Source organism: Povalibacter uvarum (assembly GCF_014202975.1).
In the GTDB taxonomy this organism is placed as follows: domain Bacteria; phylum Pseudomonadota; class Gammaproteobacteria; order Steroidobacterales; family Steroidobacteraceae; genus Steroidobacter; species Steroidobacter uvarum.
Genome location: NZ_JACHHZ010000007.1, coordinates 69,450 through 89,300 on the forward strand (window position 1 = coordinate 69,450; position 19,851 = coordinate 89,300).

Sequence of the window (19,851 nt, forward strand, 5' to 3'; positions counted from 1 at the left end):
ATCAGGCGACTCCTTTCGCAATGCGCTTGCCGATGCTCCAGCGATGGACCTCCGAAGGTCCGTCGTAGATGCGGAAGGCACGCATGTCACGGAAGATGCGAGCGACGATCGTGCGATCGGTGACGCCGCTGCCACCGAGAATCTGCACGCTGCGGTCGACGACACGCCACTGCGCCTCCGAAGCCAGGACTTTTGTCATGCTCGATTCCAGGCCGCCGTCGCGGCCCTGATCGAGTACCCAGGCTGTGTGCCAGATGGAAAGTCTGGCGGCGTGCAGGTCCATGAGGTTGTCAGCCAGCATGAAACTGACACCCTCGTGGTGACCGATGGGCTTTCCAAACGCCTGGCGCTCACGCGAGTACTCCACTGCGACATCGTGGGCGCGCCGCGCCTGACCCAGCCACCGCATGCAATGAGTCAGCCGCGCCGGTGCCAGACGGACCTGGGCATAGTGAAATCCTCGGCCGGGCTCGCCCAGGATGTCGTCCTTCGAAACTCGCAAGTTGTCGATCCGCACGTGCGCATGGCCACCCGTGAAGCACGTGTCGAGTGCGGTGAGTTGCTCCTCGATCCGGATTTCCTCGCGATCCATGTCGGCCAGGAACATGGTTGCAGAGCCATCAGGCATTCGCGCCATGATGATCGCGAGCTTCGCCCCCGTGGCGCCCGTGATGTACAGCTTCTCGCCGTTGATCACGTAGCCATCGTCTACGGGGTCGGCAGTCGTGCGCAGCAGTCCCGGATCCGATCCAGCGCCTGGGGGTGGCTCGGTCATGCAGAAGCAGGAGCGGATGTCGCCGCGAACCAAAGGACGAAGCCATCGCTCCTTCTGCTCGTCGTTCGCGACGACTTCCAGCATGTGAATGTTGCCCTCATCGGGGGCATGAATGTTCAGCGCTGTTGGGCCGAGGGGCGAATAGCCTGCCTCTTCGAACAGCACGGCTTTCTCTCGGTGAGAAAGACCCAGCCCACCCATCTCGACCGACGCGTGCGGTGTCAGCAGCCTGGCCTGCCGCGCCAGAGCCACGAGCTCGCGACGCAAGTCTTCCGTGGGTCCGTGTTCGGTCTGGCGCGGATCGCTCTCGTAGGGAACGACCTTCTGCGCGATGAATTCGCGTGTTGCGGCCTGGAGCTCGCGCATGCGCGGGGTGATTTCAAAGTCCATAACCTGTCATTTCGGTGGCCCGGGGTCAGCGCATTTAGGAGCCTTCCGGAAGTGAAAGCATCGTCGCTTCTGACGAGTCGGTGCCGTGCCGGGACCGATTGAGGTAGCATTCCGTCATCTCCAATCGCCCCGCATTTCCCATGGCTTTCTCGCGTCAGGAGCTGCTAGCGGGATTCCAGATCGGTGCGTGCGTCATTGAGCCGCGCCAGAACCGCATCGTGCGCGGCGATACGGAGGTGCATCTCGAACCCAGGGTAGTGGACGTGCTCGTATGCCTGGCTGAGCATGCGGGTGAAGTCGTTTCTCGCGACACGCTCAACGCGCAAGTGTGGGGCAACGTCGTGGTCACCGATCAGGCGGTGACCAACTGCATCTCGGAGTTGCGTCATCATCTGGGCGACGATCGTGCAGCTCATCGCGTCATCGAGACGATTCCCAAGCGCGGCTATCGGCTGGCGGCGTCCGTGGAATTGGTTCGATCCGAGCCGCCGCCGATGGAGCCGCCATCCCCGCCGAAGGCTCGCATGTCCGGCAGACGTTGGCTGCTCGTGGGCGGGCTGTTCCTCGTGCTCAGTGCAGCACTCGGCGTGTTCTGGTGGCGGAGTGCGTCGACGGCAACGCGTACGAGCGTCGCAGTGCTGCAGTTCGAGAACGCAGCCAACGAGGAAGCGCTCGACTATCTCAGTCTTGCGCTGCCGGATGAAGTGGCGACCCTGCTGTCGAAGTCACGCGATCTGGCGGTCCGTCCCTCCGCGTATGTCGATGGCGAAGATCCGCTCACCGCCGCTCGCAAGCGTCGCGTGGATCACATCGTCAGCGGCCGTTTCTACAAGGAAGACAACGGTCGGCTGAGTCTCGCGGTCGAGGCGTTGCATGTGCCCCAGGAGCGCGTGGTCTGGCGAACACGTATCACGGTTCCGGCTCACGATCTGCTTGCGATGCGTCGAGAGATTTCAGACGGCGTGAACAGGGGCCTGCTGCCAGCGCTTGGCGTAACTGCCGCTGCATCGTCAGGGCCCATGCCCGAACACGGCGAGGCCTATCAGCTCTATCTGCATAGCCTCGCGCTCCCGAAGCAGCCGAAGCCGACCGAACGCGCCATCGAGATGCTGGAGCGCGCAGTCGAGTTGGAGCCGAAGTTCGCATTGGCATGGTATGCCTTGGGCGTTCGCTACTACGACCACGGTTCTTATGGTGCGGGCGGAGAGGCCGCACGGCAGCAAGCGATCGTGGCGCAACGCAAGGCGCTGGAACACGATCCCGATCTGCTTCCCGCGGCCAGACGCATCGTGAACCAGCGCGTCGAGGCCGGAGAGCTCGAGGCCGCGTATCGCGCAGCCCGTGAACTGTACGACCGTCATGGCCCGGCCCTGGAAACGCATTTCTCACTCGCGTACGTGTATCGGTTCGGTGGGCTGATGGAGGATGCACAGCGCCACTGCGAGCTGGCGCTCGAGTACGACCCATACAACCCGGGCCTGCGTTCCTGCGGCTACGCGTATCTGTACGCCGGGAAAACCTCGCGCTTCATGCGCTTTCTCATGCTGGATGAGGGCTCGTACTTCGTGCAGTGGGGAACTGTGCTGTTCCACTTGCGACAGGACAATCGAAACGCAGCGCTGCAGGTCGTCAGGCAGGCGGCGGATGAGCCGACGCGGCAACTCATGGAGCCGTGCCTGGCGGGAGCGAGTGGCGCCGCGCTTGATGCTCGGGCTGCCGCGTTCGTCACGTACTGGAAGCGCCAGGGAGACCCGGAGAACTACTACTCCGTTGCACCGATGCTCGCCTACTGCGGCCGCGCTCGGGAGGCGCTGCACATGTTGGAGCTTGCGGTGGATGGCTACTACTGCTCATACCCCGCGCTCGATGTGGACACGATCTGGACGGGAGTGCGTGACGACCCGGAGTTTCAGCGAATCCGCGTCAAGGCCATGGAATGTCACGACAACTTTCGTCGAATGGTCGAGGCATACGACGCCGCCTGATGCCGCACGGCAAGAAGCAGGCAGTCTTGTCGATCCCGGCCGGGATCGATCGTCCTGACGAATCACGTTCAAACGTAACTGAGCCACCAGTCCTGTCGTCGCGCCTTGAGGTCTGCGATCCAGCGACACAGCGGGTAGAGGGCGGCGACGACCGCGATCCAGACCAGGTAAACACCCAGCAAGCCGACCCCAAAGCCCGTTGGAAAGTAGCGGTAGTGGGTGAGGAACTGCTGTGCCGGGAAGCCCTGCGCGATTCCAAGCAATATCGCCGCGGAATGAATCAGATACAGATGAGCGAGGTAGAAAGCGAGTGGCGCGCGTCCGAATGTCACGAGCGCAGTGCGGATTGGACCCTGGAGCCGGTCGATGAACGCGCAGGCGAGAGCAGCTGGGCCCAGTGTCATCAGGACGTAGAGAAGACTCGGCGGATACTTCGTCGTCGCCAGGAACGACATGACGGAAGCCGCTGTGCCGCTCGCGTCAGACTGCCATGGATGCGGATCACCGTAGACGTTGAGCGCCCGGATCAGAACAAACGCAATGATTACGCCCGCGCCGATTCGTACCAGCAACGTGTTCCGCTGTTTCTCCGGCAGCTCGAAGAGACCGGCGGCGCCGTAGCCGGCGAGCATGACGCCGGTCCATGGCAGCAGCGGGTAGGAGAAGAAGACCGAGAGGAAGCCGACTTCATGCAGTTGTCGCGCATGCAGCACTGCCCACAAAGGTCCTGTGCTTCCAGTTGTACTTGCCGCGGGCCAGACGCCATCCAGGAGGTTGTGGCCCATCAGGATCATCACACCAATCAGAAGACACGCGTGTCGGCCCAGAAATTGCGCGCCCGCCAGAATCACCATGCTGGCCCCGATCACCCAGATGACCTGCAGTCCTATGTAGGTCTGCCCGCCAAGCTCTGGAATACCCATCGGGGCGAACGACCAGGCTGGGGAAACTACGAGGACTTCCAGCACGATCAGCCAAAGGCCTCGCGTCAGCAGGAAAGACGCAAGCTCTGCGGGACTCTTGCGGCGTGACATCAGTCCCGCACTGGTTCCTGCGAGGAACACAAACGTCGGCGCGCAGAAGTGAGTGATCCATCGCGTCGCGAACAGCAGTGGGCTGCTTGCAGGATCGGCCGTTGGATCCTGCACCGCCGCAGTCATGACGAAGTCACGAACATGATCCAGGGCCATCACGACCATCACGAGTCCGCGGAGCATATCCAGCGAGGACATCCGGTACGCGCGCCGATCCGCGGGAGCCGAGATTGTCGCAGTAGTGCTGACCGGTGAGCCTGCCACCGTTGCATGGACCGAACTCATGACCACCCTCGCACAGGACAGATGTTCGGTCAGTACTGCGACGGCAGCTTCGGGTTCACTCGCTCGATGACGAATGTGTCATGTGGATCGCTGAGATGGCGCCCCTCGTCACTAAGCGTGGGTCACTGAACGTGGCTTGCGGAGTTTTCTTCGTCTGAACAGAAGGCCGATCGAGGCAGCTGCAACCAACATCAATGGGCCTGGTTCCGGGACGCGCGTTGGCGTCGCCAACCGCAGGTACTCGATCTCGCCGCGAATGAACACGTTGGGAAACCCTCCCAGGATCGAGAACTGGCGCAGGCCGAAGCCCTCGAGATCAGGCGGCACGGTTGGAAGATCGGTGCTTCCCAGCACTGAAGCGTTGCCGCCTGATCGGGAGTCCAGATCGATCGCAATGAACGCCGCACTGGACTCCACGATCTCGCCGTCGATCGTCGAGTAGGCGCCCGACCAGTTTCCCGACGGCAGCACGGTCTGGGTCATGAACGACAGGTGATCGTACACCTGCCCAGCGACCTCGCCGTCGTTCAGAACTCTGATCTCGGAGTGGCTGTCGTCGAGGAACAGGCTTGGCGGCAGGCTCGCATCGGTTTGCAGCGTGAAGCCCCCGAAGGTGACGTTCATCACCATTCCCGTCTTGCCCGCGTCCGCGTATTCGTATGCGACGCTCGTGCCGAAGCAGCATGGATCGGCGACGTAGTTCTGCGAGTCGAATGTGATCTCGCCCTTGAATGCTTCGCCAACGACCGCGGAAGGAAACTCGTCATACCCGAGGTGACGAGTCAGGACATTGGGATTGTTCGCGGTGATGGTCCCGCCAAACTCGAACGTGATGGGGACCGCCAGCACCGCGAGCGGGTTGACGAGCAGACTCAATGCAACGACCCGTCTGACGCTCATTCCGAACCTCCGTTTCGCCGTCTTTCCCGGTGTGCCGACAGTAGTCGGTTGATCCCGCAACCGGAATTGCGCCGAAGGGCAGTTCGGACGTGTCAAGGCAGCCGACATCATCCGTGCACCGCGCGAACGCTTTTTGTCTATGCTTGTGCCGTCTTCTTGCGGCCCGGATTGCGCGTGATCGTCCCTGAAGAAAATCTTGTCCAGCTCGCCCTGGCTTGCGTCGTTGCCCTGTCCGCCTCAACGCTTGGCGGCCTGTCCGGCTTCGGCACCGGTCTGATCCTTCCCGTTTTCCTCGTACCGCTGGTGGGCATCGCGAACGTCATTCCCGTCATGGCGGTGGGCATGTTGATCAACAACGGCAGCCGCGTCGTCGCTTTCTGGCGTGACATCGACTGGCTGCACGCTCGACGCATGCTCCTGCTAGGGCTGCCCGCCTGCGTTGCCGGAGCCTATGGCTACACGCTTCTCAGCGCGAAGTGGATTGCGGTTCTGCTAGGCACGTTTCTGCTTCTGAGCGTGCCGATGCGCCGCGTGCTGCGACGGGCACAACTGCAGTTCTCCGCTGCAACCGAAGTTGGGGCGGGCGCAGTCTTCGGTTTCGTCAACGGTGGCGTGACCGGTGCGGGCGTGATCCTGATCTCGATCCTCATGTCTGTCGGATTGGCCGGCAGTTCGCTCGTGGCGACCGATGCCGTGGTCTCCATCATCATGGGGGCGGCCAAGGTGATGTTGTTCGGCTCTCTTTCGGCACTGGACCTGCGACTTGCGCTGCTCGGGCTGCTCGTCGGTCTCTTTACTGCTCCAGGCGCGTTTATTGCTCGCGCTCTGCTGCGTCGTATCCCGGCGGGCGTCCACGCCGGGTTCATGGAGCTGGTGGTCGTCGTCGGAGCAATCGTACTGTTGTCGCGCGCCTGGGCGTGAGCACAGGAGCGACGGTATCCGCCGGTGCAGCGTCGCGGTGATTGCGACTATCATCTGACGATCATCGAGGGCCGGCTCAAGCACGGGAATGCGAAACGAATGAGCTCACTCACCCGTCGTGATTTTGTCGTCGGCGCCGCCGCGCTCGGCGCTTCGCCATCCATGGCGGCGTCGGTGAGGCAGCCGAATATCGTGTTCATACTGGCGGACGACCTCGGCGCAGGCGATCTCAGTTGCTACGGCCGACCCGACTACGTGACGCCGAATATCGACCGGCTGGCTGCGCAAGGCGTCAGGTTGACGCAGAGTTACGCGAACTCCTGCACTTGTTCGCCAACCCGCGTCGCGCTTGCGACGGGCCGCTACCAGAATCGGTTGGCGGTCGGTAACTACGATCCGTTGCCCAGAGGTGTTGATGTCGGCCTGCCTGTCGATCATCCGACGCTTGCATCGCTGCTGAAGCGCGCCGGCTACGAAACGGCGCTGATCGGCAAGTGGCATCTGGGCTCGATCCCGAAGTACAGCCCGCTCCAACGCGGATATGACGAGTTCTTTGGAATCAGTGGGGGCGGCGCGGACTATTTCACTCATGCATCCGCTGTTCTCGGACCGCCCGTGCATGACTTGTTCGAGAACGATGCGCCCACGCGTGTGGAAGGGTATGCCACCGATCTCTTCTCCGCGCGCGCGGTACAGTTCATCAAGCGCCGTCGCAGCAAGCCGTTCTTTCTCAGTCTGCATCACACTGCGCCACACTGGCCATGGCAAACGCGCGACGATCGCGGCGGCGCACGTGTCAACGACTTCCACTATGACGGCGGCTCCCCGCTGATCTTCGCTCAGATGATCGCGGCGCTGGACGATGGCGTCGGCCAGGTGATGAAAGCGCTGCGATCGGCGGGAGTCGAGCGCGACACCATCGTGATCTTCACCAGCGACAATGGCGGCGAGCGCTTCTCCTATAACTGGCCACTGCGCGGCGAGAAGTTCGATTTGCTCGAAGGCGGCATCCGCACTCCGGGGATCGTGCGCTGGCCGGCGCGCATCCCCAAGCACTCGACGTCGAATCAGCTCGTGATGTCGATGGACTGGTTGCCAACGCTGCTGGCTGCTGGCAGTGGGGTGGTCGATGCGGTTTATCCCTCGGATGGTATCGATGTCATTCCAATGCTGGCCAAAGAACGTGCCGTGCAGGAGCGCACCGTGTTCTGGCGCACGCAATGGGCGCATGCCGCACGCCGCGGTTCATGGAAGTACTATGCTCACGCTGATCTTGAATACTTGTACGATCTTGCAGCGGATGAATCAGAGAGCGCGAACCAGCGGCTGAAGCAGCCTCGGATCGCTGCCGAGCTCAGGGAGGCCTACGAGGCCTGGAACGCAGCGATGCAGCCCATACCCCCTGACGCGATCACCCCGCGTGAAGCCTTCGAACGCGCGAAGGGGATGGAGCCGTTCGTGCCCAGAGGTCCATCAACGCAAGGTGCGGCGCCACGATCACCTGCCAACGATGGCAGGTGATCCGACGCTATGCTCGAGCTTCAGCGCAGCAACTTCATGTACGCCACCATGTCCCGCTGATCTTCCTCCGTCAGAACGATCGGCGAAATGGCGCCGAAGAAGAGCGCGTAGTGGCGTGCGACATCTTCGAGCGTCTTCGCCGAGTTATCGTGAAAGTACGGCGCCGTACGCGGTGCGCCCCAGAGCGAAGGAATCTTGAACGCGTTTGCGCTCTCGAAATCGAGCGCGTTGCCTGTGATGAGCGCCCGGCCCGGATCGGGGCTGGTGATCGTGGTCTGGCTCCCGTCCGGATTCGTGAACACGAAGTCGTGCACCGGATTGCCCGCGGTGTTGAACTCGGAAACACCGACGGACTGAAAACGTCCTCCTCGCTTGAAGGGCGGCGCGGGCACGAACTCATTCGTCTCGTTGAGCATGGGGCCGCTGTGACAAGCCGAGCACAACCCTGTCTTGAAGTCTCCCTCGGGCGGCGCATCGATGAAGAACCGGCGACCCCGTTTCTCCGACGCGGTGCGGCCTTCGGGCAGCTTCGGTTCCTTGCCGGCGTATGCATAGGCAAGCATGGGGATCGAGCTGAAGAACTGTGGCATGTGCTGATAAGTCGCGATCAGTTCCAGATCGCGAGTGCGCGGCTGTTTGCCCGCGGCGTGATCGGCAATCGCGCCGCTCGCCTGTGCAACGAGGTCGGGCTGGCGACCATCGAGCATCAGCACCGGATCGAGCGCTGGCGTGTTCAGCGTCGACGGAATGCCGCGACGTAGCACAACGCTGCGCGCCGTCGGATCGCTGGCAAGAGTCACGTTCTCAGGCAGCGCAATGCGAACCAGAATCGTCGCGTCCTTGAGGATGCGAGAGACGCCGTGGCCCTGGCCGTCGTCGGTGCCATCGCCGCGGAACAATGGGTCCTTGGGATTGCGCGCGAAGCGATGCTGCGCGTCCTTCGGAGACAGCGTGCCTGTGTCAGTGCTGTGGCAACTCAGGCAGGTGCGTCCGTTGCCGCCGAAAGTCTCCCGCTCGAACAACTGGCGCGCTTTGAAGAAATCCAGCGGACCCCGAAAGAACTCCGCTGCCTGTGTCTCCAGCGCTGCCGCGTCAACGGCGTCTGATGTCTGTGCATCTGATCGAGCCGGGATCTGCGTCAATGCCAGCACGAACATCGCGGCCGCGATCGGCCGGCTCCACGAACCTGGATGCATCGCTCACTCCTGAAGATGGATCGCTCGCGGTGCACTCGGGCTGCGGCGAGCAGGGCACACATCGTGGGTGTAATGAGCGACGGGCGACACACACGGCAGTGTCAGGGCACATCTGACTTTTGTCAGAATTCTGTCCAGACCTGCGGTGTGAGCCGCTTTTTCATCGGTTTGCGCGCCGCGCTGGGATCAAATTCGTTGCGGCACCGCACGATCAGGAACAACGCCCGCGCCACGGCCGTCTAATCGGCGCACTTCAAAGGAGGACACATCATGATTTCCTCGAAGGGTAAGGTTTCTCTGACGGCAGCGTGCGCGTTCGCAGTTTCCCTCTCCGCGTGGGCGGGCGGCGACAAGCACGACAAGATGGCGATGATGGACACGGACGGTGACGGCAAGATCACCCAGGCCGAGCATGCGGCCGGTGCAAAGAACATGTTCGTCAAACTCGACGCGAATGCCGACGGCAAAGTGACCGCGGCGGAGATGGACGCCGCTCACAAATCGATGGGCCACGACAAGGCAGGCAAGGGCATGTCTTCCGCCGACAAGATTGCGAAGCTGGATACAGACGGTGACGGCGCCTTGAGCTCGGAGGAGCATTCGGCTGGCTCGAAGAAGATGTTCGGCAGGATGGACGCCGACGGCGATGGCAACCTGACGGCCGCTGAATGGAAGGCTGGTCATGACAAGGAGATGAGAACGGCCAGCGACTACTAGCTGACTGAAGTTCGCTCCCGCGGTGCGACGCCGCGGGAGCTACAGCGCGTTCTCCATCTATCGGTGACTTACGGTTCCGGCGTCACCACCCATCTTCTGGCCAATGACCGCGTAAGCCAGTCCGAGTCGTACGTGATGCGGCCGTTGGGACCGTACGAGTTCCTCCATCCTCTCGCGTTCGACCTGAGCCGTGACGGCAAGCGCGAGCCGCTGGCGGCCGGTGAACAATTGTCTTTCACCGCGGTCGCGAGGAGATCGAAATGGATTCTGCTGGGGATCAGGCCGCCGAGCAGCGCGATGCCGGATTTCTACCGCGCTTCTCTCGATGCGCCCGGCAGCAGCGTCAAGTTCGCGGCGGGAACGTTCGTTCCTTCCGGAAACTGGTCGAAGCCGAAGATCAATGAAGCTGGAACGCTGATCGCGTACGGCAGAGGGGACACGCCGGGTGCGAATCCGGCCGTCCCGCGCTTGCGGTTGATGAGCACGCAGACAACGGACCACGACTGGCCCATATCCCGACCCGACGGGACGAGGGGTACCGGTCAGTTCGAATTCCTGCCCGCCCGATAGGGCTCGCTCACGCTCAATGCCGCACGATCTGGTGCGCGTCCTGGCCGATCTTCTCGGCCTGGACGTTCAGCATCTCGATCTCCGGCATCGCGGAGAGCAGGGTGAACGCCTGCTTCGCGAGCTCGCGCGGGACGTGGCCGACGAGATGCAGGAAGCGCTCTTCGTTGCCCGGAAAGACATCGAAGATTCCGTACTCGCCGTCGCGCATGCGGATGCCGAACCAGGCAGTGGTCGTGTGCTCGTCGTTCACGGCCTCGTTGGCGAATCGGATGAAGTCTTCCATCTCCGGTTCATGACCCGGTTTGACCTTGAACGTGAGCAACAGCCCCCGCGTATCGGGGACGGAGCTTGCGACTGGCAGCTTGTCCGCCAGCACATCCAGCTTCTCGATCCGCGGAGCGCCTTCGAACAGTTCGCTAGAACGCTCTTCGAGGGCGGCACGAACAGGCCCTGACAGATGTGCGTCGCGCGCGGCGTCATCGGGGAAGACATCGAAGATGCCGTACTCGCCGCGGCCGAAACGCACAGCGAACCATGCAGAGGTCTGCGGCTCATCGACGATGAGTGGTAGTGCCGAGCGCAGGAATTCTTCCACGGCGTGTTCCTTGCCGGGCCGTGCGTGCATTCGCACCAGCAGTCCGCGCGTATTCATGAGCCACCTCCGGATTGGAATCGCTGTGCGCCGCCATCTCAGTCGCTTCGCACGGAAGGCGCAATGCGTATAGAAAGCAGTGGCGCAGCGAAAATGATCAGGCGATTGCGCCAGGCGAAAGGCACGGGCCCAGGCGCGGACGGTGGAGATCACTGCCCTTCAGCCCGACGACATCGAGATCGCATCGGAGTACGTTCAGACCGACGCTGCGCACCCGCGTCGTTCCAGGAGGTACGCCATGCCGATCTTCGACAGGATCATCAAGTACTCGGTGTCTGTTTTCCGGAGAGCCGGGTTGCCCGGTGTGCCACCTTCGACGCGCCAGATTCGTCTCACGCTCGAGTCGGGCGGCGCCGCATCGATCGACTTCACGCCGACACTGCCGAGTGATTTTCTGAGGTTCTCTGGCCCGGATACGGCCCTCGTCATGACGACGGATCAATTCACTGATGTCTACAAGGTCCTGCAAAGCGAAAGCCCGGTCTTCTTCACTGCGTTGGACCTCCTGGGAATCCGGATCGGCAGCGTGCACACTGAGCTCGATCTCAGCGGCGGCGAGACGCCGGGGGAGGGTGATCAGGATCCGCAGACTCTCGAGGCGCTGATCCTCCACGCACGCCGGGTTGGAAGTGATCGCGTTGTATCTTCGAAAGCGCGTGCTCCCGCGCGCTCGGCGAGTAGAATCCGCCCTCGCGGAGCGAAGAAGAAATAGAGTGCCGGTGGTGGGCCGGCGCATGGAGTTGCAACGATGCGGCACGCCCTACGTGCAGTGACCCTGATGTTCGCAATGGTCAGCGCATGCGCGCTCGCGGCTGAATCACTGCCGACAGTCTGGTTGTTTCATGACGAGTGGCCGCCGGAACCAGCGCAGCCGGAAATACCCTGGAAGAGTACGGGCGTGATCGTGACTTTCTGTCCTGGCGGTGAGCTGCGTGTGCTGACCGGTACTCTGTACCGTGCGAAGAACGAGGTTACGATCGCGAGAGAAGGTCTCGTCGTTCTTCCGGGCACGTGGTCCGGTACGACGGACAATCTGGAAGCCCGCTACGTACTCGCGCTGGGGGAAAGTCAGTCGGCGGGACCCAGCATCCGCGCTGTGCACAAGAAGACGACGCGGCCGCGCATCGTCGATGGCGGCAACCGAATGCTCTTTGAGTACCAGGCCATGCCTCGCGAATCCGCTCGCGAAGTCGTGCTGAGACCCGAATGGGACCTGCCATTCAGGATTCGCGACAACCTCGTGCGCTGCGACTGATCCGCAGTCCGTAGCGGCGTCTCGCGTATAGAATCGAAAGCAGCAATGCGATCGACAGCGGAGTCGTCGAGCCGCCGCCACCACCGCCGCTCTTACCTGGGTCGCTTGGGGGAGATGTCGGCGGCGGCAGATCCCTGACGGTCACCGAGACGACAGCACTGTTGTTGGCTGGATTCGAATCATTGCGCGCTGTCAGTGTTGCAGTGGTCTGGAAGGACCCCGCCTGCTTGGTCGTCAGCGTGACAGCGATCGTGTGCGTGGTGTTTCGCTCAACTGTTCCGAGCAGACATTCGATCACGGTGGTCGAGAAGGAACACGTGCCTCCCGCCGCGGTCGCGGATCGCACTGTTGCGAAGCGGTCGTCGATGCTCAGCCTGACCTTGGCGTCGTCGACAGGATCGGTTGTCGTGATGGACACCGTAGGCAGCGACAGTGTCTTGCCCGAGTCGCCGGCGACGGTGCTGGCTTGCGCCTGTACGGACGCATCGCCCTGGCGATCGGCTACTGTGATCGGAACGATCACCTCGTTGTTGGTCGTAATGACGTCGAACTGACCCGACACGATGGCGTGCAGCGTGAGCGGCGTCATGTACGCGGCACTGAATCTGACGGTTATCGTCTTGGTTGTGTTCGCCTGCATCGTGGTGAGGTAGCAACGCAGTGCATGGAGCGCTGGCGATACGCATGATCCGCCGTTCACCGTCGCCGATTCATACACTCCGCCCTGACCGAGAGGAGCCAGATCGACGACGACCTGGTCGACGTAGTGGTTCCCCGTGGCCACCGTGAGATCCAGCGACGTGGCCGTTCCCACTGTTGTATTGCCAGAGGTCGGACCACTCAGGCGCACATCCTGTCCTTCGCGCACCTGGTACTGCCAGGCGATCTGATTGTTGAACGTCGCGCCGTCTCCTGGCACGTCGGCGGTCACGCTGGCAGTGAACGTGCCCACTTGCGACGCGGTCGTGTCGACTCGCAGGAATGCGTCTGTGTTGCGCGCCAGGGCAGTAGTGCGAACGCATCGCGCCGACTGGCCCTCGATCGTGCACGAGCCGCCATCCAGCGAAGCAGCGAGAATCGTGAACTGCGAAGGAAACGTGGCGGTTACTGTGAAATTCGACGCGCCAGTGAGGCCCCAGGAACGCAGCCGGGCAGTGCTTTGAGAGCGAACGCCAGCGTAGGGGAAGTACGAACCGCCACTGGTGGTGTTGAGCTCCAGATCGGTGTCGAACCACGCGACAGCATTGATCTGCGACTCGTTGTTCCCGATCGCGTCGTCGCCTGCCGACGTAGCGGTTACGTTCGTGTAGAACTGACCACGGCTTGGCGCACGCAACCGGAGTGTGATGGTTCTTGTGCCGCCGGCTTCGATGGCGTCCATATTGCACACGACGGTGCCGCCGCCGAGGCTGCACATTCCGCCCTGCGTGCCGACCGAGTCGAATGTGAACTCAGTCCCGGGCCCCGGTCCGAACGTGACAACGGCCGGTGAAGTCGCTTGTGTTCCCGCCGAACGCAGGATCACCGGAACATCGAAGGGCGTATCGATGCCGACATCGAAGTATTTCGTCGGGATGTCGAGCTGCAGATCCCGCTCCGGATTTATTCTGATCGGGAAGTAGTGGCGGTTGTTCTCTGCTTCCGCGTCGTTGTCCGCGGTGACCTCGACCGAGCCGTACTGCGAGACCCGGACTTCCGTGGCACGTGCGGTCAGGTCGATTCTCCGCGTCGAACCCACAGGCAGGTCGCCGAACGTGCAGTTGAGGACGACGTTGTCCTGGATCGAGCAGCTGCCTTCGCTGGGAGTGGCGGCAACGATCTGCAGGGCCTCTTCGATGAAGAAACGTGCCTCCACGTTCCGCGCTGTACGCACTCCGGTCGATTCGAGGTTCAGTGAGAAGTCGAAAGGCGTGCGCACCATGCCGCCGATCGAAGCAGGCGCGCTGGTAATGCGAATGTCCGCGGCAGTCCCAATGGCGATGCGTACCTCGGCGTTGTTGTTGACCGCGTTTCGATCCGTCGCGGACTGCAGCCGGACATTCACGGGGTAGTTGCGGATGAACGCGGAGGATGCGCGGACTGTCATCCGGCGAGCCTCTCCCGGCGCCAGTTCGGAGAGCTGGCAAGTCACACCGATCCCGGATATCGAGCAGCTGCCGCCTTCCATCTGCGCAGAATCGATCGCGAAGCTGGGCAGGTCGACAGTCACCGACATGTTCCGGGCCGTCAGCTCGCCGACGGAGCGGACGTTGACCGGCAGCTCGAAGATCTCACCCACGTAGCCCTGCACATTCGACACATCGACGGCTGCATCCGCGATTCGCAGCGGAACGATGCATGAGGCCGCCGCGATCTTCGTCGCCATCTGTTGCCTGCTGCAGCTCGAAAACGTGCTCGAGAAATTGAGCGCCGGCGCCATGAGGTAACTGTCCGGTGTATCGCTGCAGGCAGAGCCCGCCTCTCCATCGTGCGGCGCGCCGAAGTTGTGGCCGAGCTCGTGAGCGATGATCAACGCCGCGAGGCCTGCATCGCTCCATGCTTCGCTCAGGGAGACGCCGTATTGTTCAGAGCACAGCGCATCGATATAGGCGATACCGACGGTGCTTCCGTCGAGTCCTTTGCCCGTGAGCAGGTGAGCGAGTCCTCGCGCACGGACGGCATCGGTGGACCTGCGCAATGTCGATACCTGTTCCAGCAGAGTGGGTGCGGCTGTGGCGATCAGCGGACTATCGGCACCGTCCGATACGACAAAGTCGGTCGGAATGATCGAGACGCCGACCTGTTGCGTGAAGATGCCATCGACGATGTTGATTCGCGCAAGCATCGCTGCCTGGGCGTCGGGATAGGCTGCGGCGAACTCCTTGTCGCCGAGCAACGCGACTTCGATCTGCAAAGGGATCCCGGCCGCTGCCGCGGATGCGGCGCTCTTCAGCTCCCTGACCATGGAAAGATACTGCGTGAGCGCGGCGCCGCGTTCTGTCGCGCCCTCGACGACGGTGCACGAGCCGCCCGAGACGCCGCCGACGGTGTCGGAAAGGCGATAGATCATGGTGGCATCCGGGCGCAGGCCCGGAGCGGAATCCATGTGCGGCTGCACCTGGCTCGCCGGCGCTACGATGTAGTAGTCGGTACCGTCCCAGATCGCGCCGTGGACTTCACCGTCGCTCGCTGTCATGCGGATCCAGGAGCCTGGCATCCCAGCGATCGTGCCGCGAAACAGGGACTTGCCTGCGAGGACCGTCGGCGCGGTGCGAACGAGCGCGTCGTTCGATTCGAGCTGCAGGTCGAACTGGCGGCCATACGCGGCAATGGAGACAGCGGGCGCTAGTTGCGGTTTCGCCGTTGCGAGGTTCGGGCCGGCCTGAACCGCGACGGGAAGGTCGATCTCCTCGGCGTACAGGACGCGGAAGTCGTTCGCATGCGTCAAAACGCCGAACAATAGCAGTACGCATCCGCTGAGATGGCAGAATGCACGGCGCAGCATGGAGAGCCTCCCTCGCTTCTTATTATTCCCCGCGGGTTGATGTTAGCGGGTGTGTTGCAATACGCCAGAAGGGTTTTGCCTTAACGTTTCAGAAAAGAATCACCTGCTCCATGACCCATTTCTCCGCCTTGAACCTGAGTGCCCCCCTTCAGCGCGCGCTCGCCGAGGTCGACTACGACCAGATGACCCCCGTCCAGGAGGCCAGCCTGCCGCCTATCCTTGCTGGCCGCGACGTGGTTGCGCAGGCCCGGACGGGAAGTGGCAAGACAGCGGCCTTTGCGCTTGGAATGCTGTCGCGGCTCGATGCCGCGCAAGTGAGACTCCAGAGTCTCGTGCTGTGCCCGACGCGGGAACTGGCCGACCAGGTCAGTCGTGAGATTCGACGCCTCGCGCGCTTCATTCCGAACGTGAAAGTGCTGACGTTGTGCGGCGGGGTTCCCCTGCGTCCGCATCTCGCGTCGCTCGCTCACGAGCCGCACATCGTGGTCGGTACGCCGGGCCGGATTCTCGAGCTGGTTCAGAAGAGCGCGCTTCCGCTCGGCTCAGTTGAAGTCATGGTGCTCGACGAAGCAGACCGGATGCTCGACATGGGCTTTGCCGATGACTTGCACAACATCATCGAAGCGATGCCCGCGCGACGCCAGACGCTGATGTTCTCCGCGACGATCCCCGCATCGATTCGCGAAATCAGCGGGCAGTTCCAGCGCGATGCGGTCGATGTCACGGTCGCGGATGCAGGCGACGAGTCGCCGATCGCACAGACGTTCTTTGAAGTCGACGCCGATCGTAAGATCGACGCGCTCGAAGCGCTGCTGCTCGAGTATCGACCCGAATCCGCGGTCGTCTTCTGCAACACTCGCCAGGAAGTACGTGCGGTGGCGGAAGCGCTCGATGCAAGAGGCTTCGCGGTCCTCGCATTGCATGGTGAGCTTGATCAGCGCGATCGCGAGGAGATGCTCGTGCGATTCGCCAATCGCAGCTGCACCGTGCTGGTCGCTTCCGACGTCGCGGCGCGCGGGCTCGACATCGCTGATCTGCCGATGGTCATCAACTACGACATCGCATCCGACGCCGACACGCATCTGCACCGCATCGGCAGAACAGGTCGCGCGGGCCGTGAAGGTATCGCCCTGAGCCTTTGCACACCGCGCGAAATGAACCGGGCCAACGTGATCCAGGATCGCCTTGGTCAGCGCCTTCACTGGGAAAAGCTTCCCGTGCCGGATGATCGCAGTGCACTGCTCGCCGCCAATCTGACGCTGGCCATCGATGCCGGCAAGCAGGACAAGCTGCGGCCTGGCGATGTGCTCGGCGCCCTCACCGGAGATGCGGGTCTACCCGCGGACGCCGTCGGCAAGATCGACGTCTTTCCAACACGAACCTATGTCGCGATCGCACGCGAGTCGTATGACAAGGCGCTGCAACGACTGCGCGGCGGGAAGATCAAAGGCCGCGCATTTCGTGTTCGCAAGATCGTGCGCTAGTCGCTGAGCGGTTCTGGGCCGGGGATCGCTCAGCCAGTCGTTGTGTTCTCACGAGCCCCGGGTCCGGAATCGAGTGCGCCAGCAGTCGCGGTGCCGGTTGCGATGGTGCAATATTCGGCGGAGCCCATGCTCGGGAGCAGGAATCATGCGCCTTGGCGGCAAATTGAGATTCGTCGCTATAGCCCTCGCGGCAGGGCTTCTCTACGGATTCATGGCTTGGGGAAGCTATGGAATCCCAGCCGCACGTGTTCCGAACGCTGGCGTCAGTGCATGGGGCTTGGTGCTCTCTGCACTGCTCTGGACCTACAGCTGGTTTCCGGGATTCCTGGCGGGTCTCCTGGCGGGCAGAGGAGCCGTGCCGCTGGCGGTGGTGACGGTTGTGATTGGCGCTGTGGCAAAGAGCGTCTTTCACAGTCTCTTCTCGCCGATGGTCGTCATCGATGATTGGGACCCGGCCATCGTCAACCTGGTGCAGGGATTGCTGGCGATTGTCGCCGCCGCAGTAGCGGCTTTCGCCGGCCAGTGCATGTCGCGGCGGAGAGGCTGGGTCACCGCCAAGGACTAGCGGGCGTTGCTGCCGTTGATTTCGCATTGGACCTCGCGTAAATCTTCTGCCGACAGCGTTTGCTCTGAAAGGGACTATTCATGCGTAGATTCGCGCGTTGTCTGTTGCTGCTGTTTGGCGTTGCACTCTTCTCCTGGGCTGAAGCCAGTCCGCCAACCCTACAGCAGGACCCCGATGCTTCCAGCCTATATGACTTCGCCAAGCGGGACGCTCAGTATCGCGCGCTCGCGAGCATTCCCGACGCGGTGGTGAAATACGGAAAGTATGGACGGCTGCGGCAGCTCGACGGGCGCACGGGAATCGGCGTTGCAGGCGCAGCGAAGCTGAAGCCTGGTGACTCTGCCGAACCGATCCTCCGGAGACTGAAGCCAATCCTGCTGGCGAGCGGATCGGAATCGCTGATCGTTCGACACGCAGGTCGCGATCCGCTTGGAGCGGGCAATTTCCTGTTCACTGATCAGCTGATCGGCGGCATTCCTGTGCTGGACGGTGGCGTCAACATCATTCTGGATTCTCGAGGAGAAGTGTCGAAGGTGATTTCCTTTTTCGTCCCAGAGGGGACGGAAAACCGATCCCCGAAGCTTTCGCTGAAAGATGCGCAGGCGAGGCTGAGGCAGTTGCTGGCGCAGGGGTCAGACGGGACCGCTGCAGATGCCGCCGGAATAGATGTGGCCGCCGAGGGTTCGCTCGCGTTCTGGACAGACGGAGGTGACCGCGCAACTCCGCAACTCCTGTGGATGATTGATGTCAGTCATTCGAGAGACGGAGAGTTCGGGATTGTTCGTTATGGTGTTGATGCGGCAACCGGGAACGTGAGCTATTCGCAGAAGCGTGGCTTTGAGCTCAGCAGGACCGTGTACACACACAACTACCGCATGGACAGCAATACTCCGGTCGCCACCAATCGACTGTGGCTGGAGGGCAGCCCAAACTCCGCAGACACACAAGCTTTCAGTATCTACAATCGGATTGTCCAGCCGATCCAAGCGTGGGCGGGCACGCCGCTCGCATACGACACTCTCAGCTTGGTCGCGCACTGGGGTACGCCTGGCAGCAACACCGCCAACAATGCGACATTCATTTATGGAACGGACAACAATCGCTATCTCTTTTTTGGCGATGACCGTGCTTCCGACGATGATGCAATCGCTCATGAATATGGTCACGGGCTCTTCTTCGGGTACGTCCCGATGCCAACAGGCTGGAAGCCGTACCACGATTGGTACGCTGGCAATGAGTTCTACGCCGACTTCTCGGCTGTTCTGACGGATATCCACCGCTACGGCATCAACAGTGGCACATGGGCTATTACCGACCTGCGTGACTGGCAGCATCCTCAGAGCAGATCGGTCTTCCACATGGACTGGTATCCGAATCGCTATTTTGCCAATCCACTGATTGGAATCTCGTATGCAAACTCGACGATCTACGGTTACGCCATCTATCTGATGGTCAATGGCGGAACGCACCGGCGTGCTGGGCAGATCGGTATCAGCGGTGCGATACCCGTTATCAACGTGCCACCGTCGACTTGGGCACAGATCAAGGAAGTGATGATCACGACGATCTACATAATGACCCTGAACCGCGACGAGTTCACAGGGCCTATGCTCAAGCAACGCTCGATGGAGGTGGCGGGTGCCATCCATGGACCGGTCTCAAATGTGCTCAACACCGTGCAGCAGGGATGGACCGCCGTGGGCATTGGTCACGGCTGTTCCAGTCCACCTCCGGCGCCCCCGGTAGTCAACATTCAATCCGCATACTGCAAGGGCAGGCACGATATTTCGTGGAATCCGATCTCGAATGTGAAGTACCACGCAATGGCCGTCTCAAATCCCTGGACTTGGGAGTCAGACAGAGCCGTTACGGTCGTGGATGGTGTCAACACGAACTGCACGCAGAATGTGCCCGGAGGGACACTCACTCGCTATCGCATGCGAGCTTGCAATGCCTGTGGCTGCAGCAATTGGACGAATGATGAATGGATGCAGTACTACATGCCCTGCTTGTGATGCTCCAGCCGTCCGCACTCGCATCAGCTTCTATCTCGCCGCGGTGCCGGGGGCGGCAAATGGGCATCGCTCTTCATTGGAAGGATATCGAGAGCTTTTTGA

Annotated in this window: 15 protein-coding genes and 1 pseudogene; 10 read left to right on the plus strand and 6 right to left on the minus strand. The window is 61.9% G+C overall.

The annotated features are described in order from the left end of the window. Position 1: 1 nt before the first annotated feature. Positions 2 to 1,165 carry an acyl-CoA dehydrogenase family protein gene (locus tag HNQ60_RS25460; protein ID WP_184335621.1) on the minus strand — a complete coding sequence of 388 codons (1,164 nt, stop codon included), beginning with the start codon at positions 1,163 to 1,165 and terminating at the stop codon, positions 2 to 4. Between the two features lie 140 nt (positions 1,166 to 1,305). On the opposite strand from HNQ60_RS25460, the gene HNQ60_RS25465 reads away from it, so the two are divergent. After that, on the plus strand, positions 1,306 to 3,150 hold the full coding sequence (locus HNQ60_RS25465) for a winged helix-turn-helix domain-containing protein (protein ID WP_184335622.1): 1,845 nt from the start codon (positions 1,306 to 1,308) through the stop codon (positions 3,148 to 3,150). A 68-nt stretch (positions 3,151 to 3,218) separates the two neighbouring features. Here the strand turns inward: HNQ60_RS25465 and HNQ60_RS25470 are convergent, their stop codons facing one another. Together HNQ60_RS25470 and HNQ60_RS25475 are read right to left on the minus strand one after the other, a co-directional pair. Continuing rightward, positions 3,219 to 4,469: a DUF1624 domain-containing protein gene (locus HNQ60_RS25470; RefSeq protein ID WP_184335623.1), complete on the minus strand. Its 1,251-nt coding sequence runs from the start codon at positions 4,467 to 4,469 to the stop codon at positions 3,219 to 3,221. Positions 4,470 to 4,580: 111 nt separating this feature from the next. After that, positions 4,581 to 5,369: a PEP-CTERM sorting domain-containing protein gene (locus HNQ60_RS25475; RefSeq protein ID WP_184335624.1), complete on the minus strand. Its 789-nt coding sequence runs from the start codon at positions 5,367 to 5,369 to the stop codon at positions 4,581 to 4,583. Positions 5,370 to 5,543: 174 nt separating this feature from the next. Between HNQ60_RS25475 and HNQ60_RS25480 the strand changes: the two genes are divergently transcribed. Further along, positions 5,544 to 6,290 carry a sulfite exporter TauE/SafE family protein gene (locus tag HNQ60_RS25480; RefSeq protein ID WP_322096907.1) on the plus strand — a complete coding sequence of 249 codons (747 nt, stop codon included), beginning with the start codon at positions 5,544 to 5,546 and terminating at the stop codon, positions 6,288 to 6,290. 99 nt (positions 6,291 to 6,389) lie between these two features. Next, a complete protein-coding gene (locus tag HNQ60_RS25485; RefSeq protein ID WP_184335626.1) occupies positions 6,390 to 7,811 on the plus strand; it encodes a sulfatase family protein in 1,422 nt (473 codons plus the stop codon). Between the two features lie 20 nt (positions 7,812 to 7,831). On the opposite strand, the gene HNQ60_RS25490 is transcribed toward HNQ60_RS25485, so the two are convergent. After that, a complete protein-coding gene (locus HNQ60_RS25490) occupies positions 7,832 to 9,007 on the minus strand; it encodes a hypothetical protein (protein ID WP_184335627.1) in 1,176 nt (391 codons plus the stop codon). Between the two features lie 270 nt (positions 9,008 to 9,277). On the opposite strand from HNQ60_RS25490, the gene HNQ60_RS25495 reads away from it, so the two are divergent. Together HNQ60_RS25495 and HNQ60_RS25500 are read left to right on the plus strand one after the other, a co-directional pair. Then, complete coding sequence (locus HNQ60_RS25495) at positions 9,278 to 9,724, plus strand: EF-hand domain-containing protein (protein ID WP_184335628.1); 447 nt, start codon at positions 9,278 to 9,280, stop codon at positions 9,722 to 9,724. A 63-nt stretch (positions 9,725 to 9,787) separates the two neighbouring features. Further along, positions 9,788 to 10,294, plus strand: coding sequence for a hypothetical protein (locus tag HNQ60_RS25500; protein ID WP_184335629.1), 507 nt, complete (start codon positions 9,788 to 9,790; stop codon positions 10,292 to 10,294). Between the two features lie 358 nt (positions 10,295 to 10,652). Here the strand turns inward: HNQ60_RS25500 and HNQ60_RS28200 are convergent. Continuing rightward, a pseudogene (locus HNQ60_RS28200) lies at positions 10,653 to 10,946 on the minus strand (putative quinol monooxygenase); the annotation flags it as partial. Positions 10,947 to 11,088: 142 nt separating this feature from the next. On the opposite strand from HNQ60_RS28200, the gene HNQ60_RS25510 reads away from it, so the two are divergent. Further along, positions 11,089 to 11,658 (plus strand): hypothetical protein, encoded by a 570-nt coding sequence (locus tag HNQ60_RS25510; RefSeq protein WP_184335631.1) that lies wholly within the window; start codon positions 11,089 to 11,091, stop codon positions 11,656 to 11,658. Positions 11,659 to 11,694: 36 nt separating this feature from the next. Beyond that, complete coding sequence (locus HNQ60_RS25515; RefSeq protein WP_184335632.1) at positions 11,695 to 12,201, plus strand: hypothetical protein; 507 nt, start codon at positions 11,695 to 11,697, stop codon at positions 12,199 to 12,201. Here the strand turns inward: HNQ60_RS25515 and HNQ60_RS25520 are convergent. Further along, positions 12,167 to 15,685 (minus strand): M12 family metallo-peptidase, encoded by a 3,519-nt coding sequence (locus tag HNQ60_RS25520; protein WP_184335633.1) that lies wholly within the window; start codon positions 15,683 to 15,685, stop codon positions 12,167 to 12,169. The genes HNQ60_RS25515 and HNQ60_RS25520 overlap by 35 nt on opposite strands. A gap of 110 nt (positions 15,686 to 15,795) precedes the next feature. Between HNQ60_RS25520 and dbpA the strand changes: the two genes are divergently transcribed. The 3 genes from dbpA to HNQ60_RS25535 all read left to right on the plus strand — a co-directional run bounded on the left by dbpA (position 15,796) and on the right by HNQ60_RS25535 (position 19,749). Next, complete coding sequence (dbpA, locus tag HNQ60_RS25525) at positions 15,796 to 17,169, plus strand: ATP-dependent RNA helicase DbpA (RefSeq protein WP_184335634.1); 1,374 nt, start codon at positions 15,796 to 15,798, stop codon at positions 17,167 to 17,169. Between the two features lie 280 nt (positions 17,170 to 17,449). Beyond that, positions 17,450 to 17,734: a hypothetical protein gene (locus HNQ60_RS25530; RefSeq protein ID WP_184335635.1), complete on the plus strand. Its 285-nt coding sequence runs from the start codon at positions 17,450 to 17,452 to the stop codon at positions 17,732 to 17,734. 80 nt (positions 17,735 to 17,814) lie between these two features. Continuing rightward, entirely contained in the window at positions 17,815 to 19,749 is a 1,935-nt protein-coding gene (locus HNQ60_RS25535; RefSeq protein WP_184335636.1) for a gluzincin family metallopeptidase, read from the plus strand. The last annotated feature ends 102 nt before the right edge of the window (positions 19,750 to 19,851 follow it).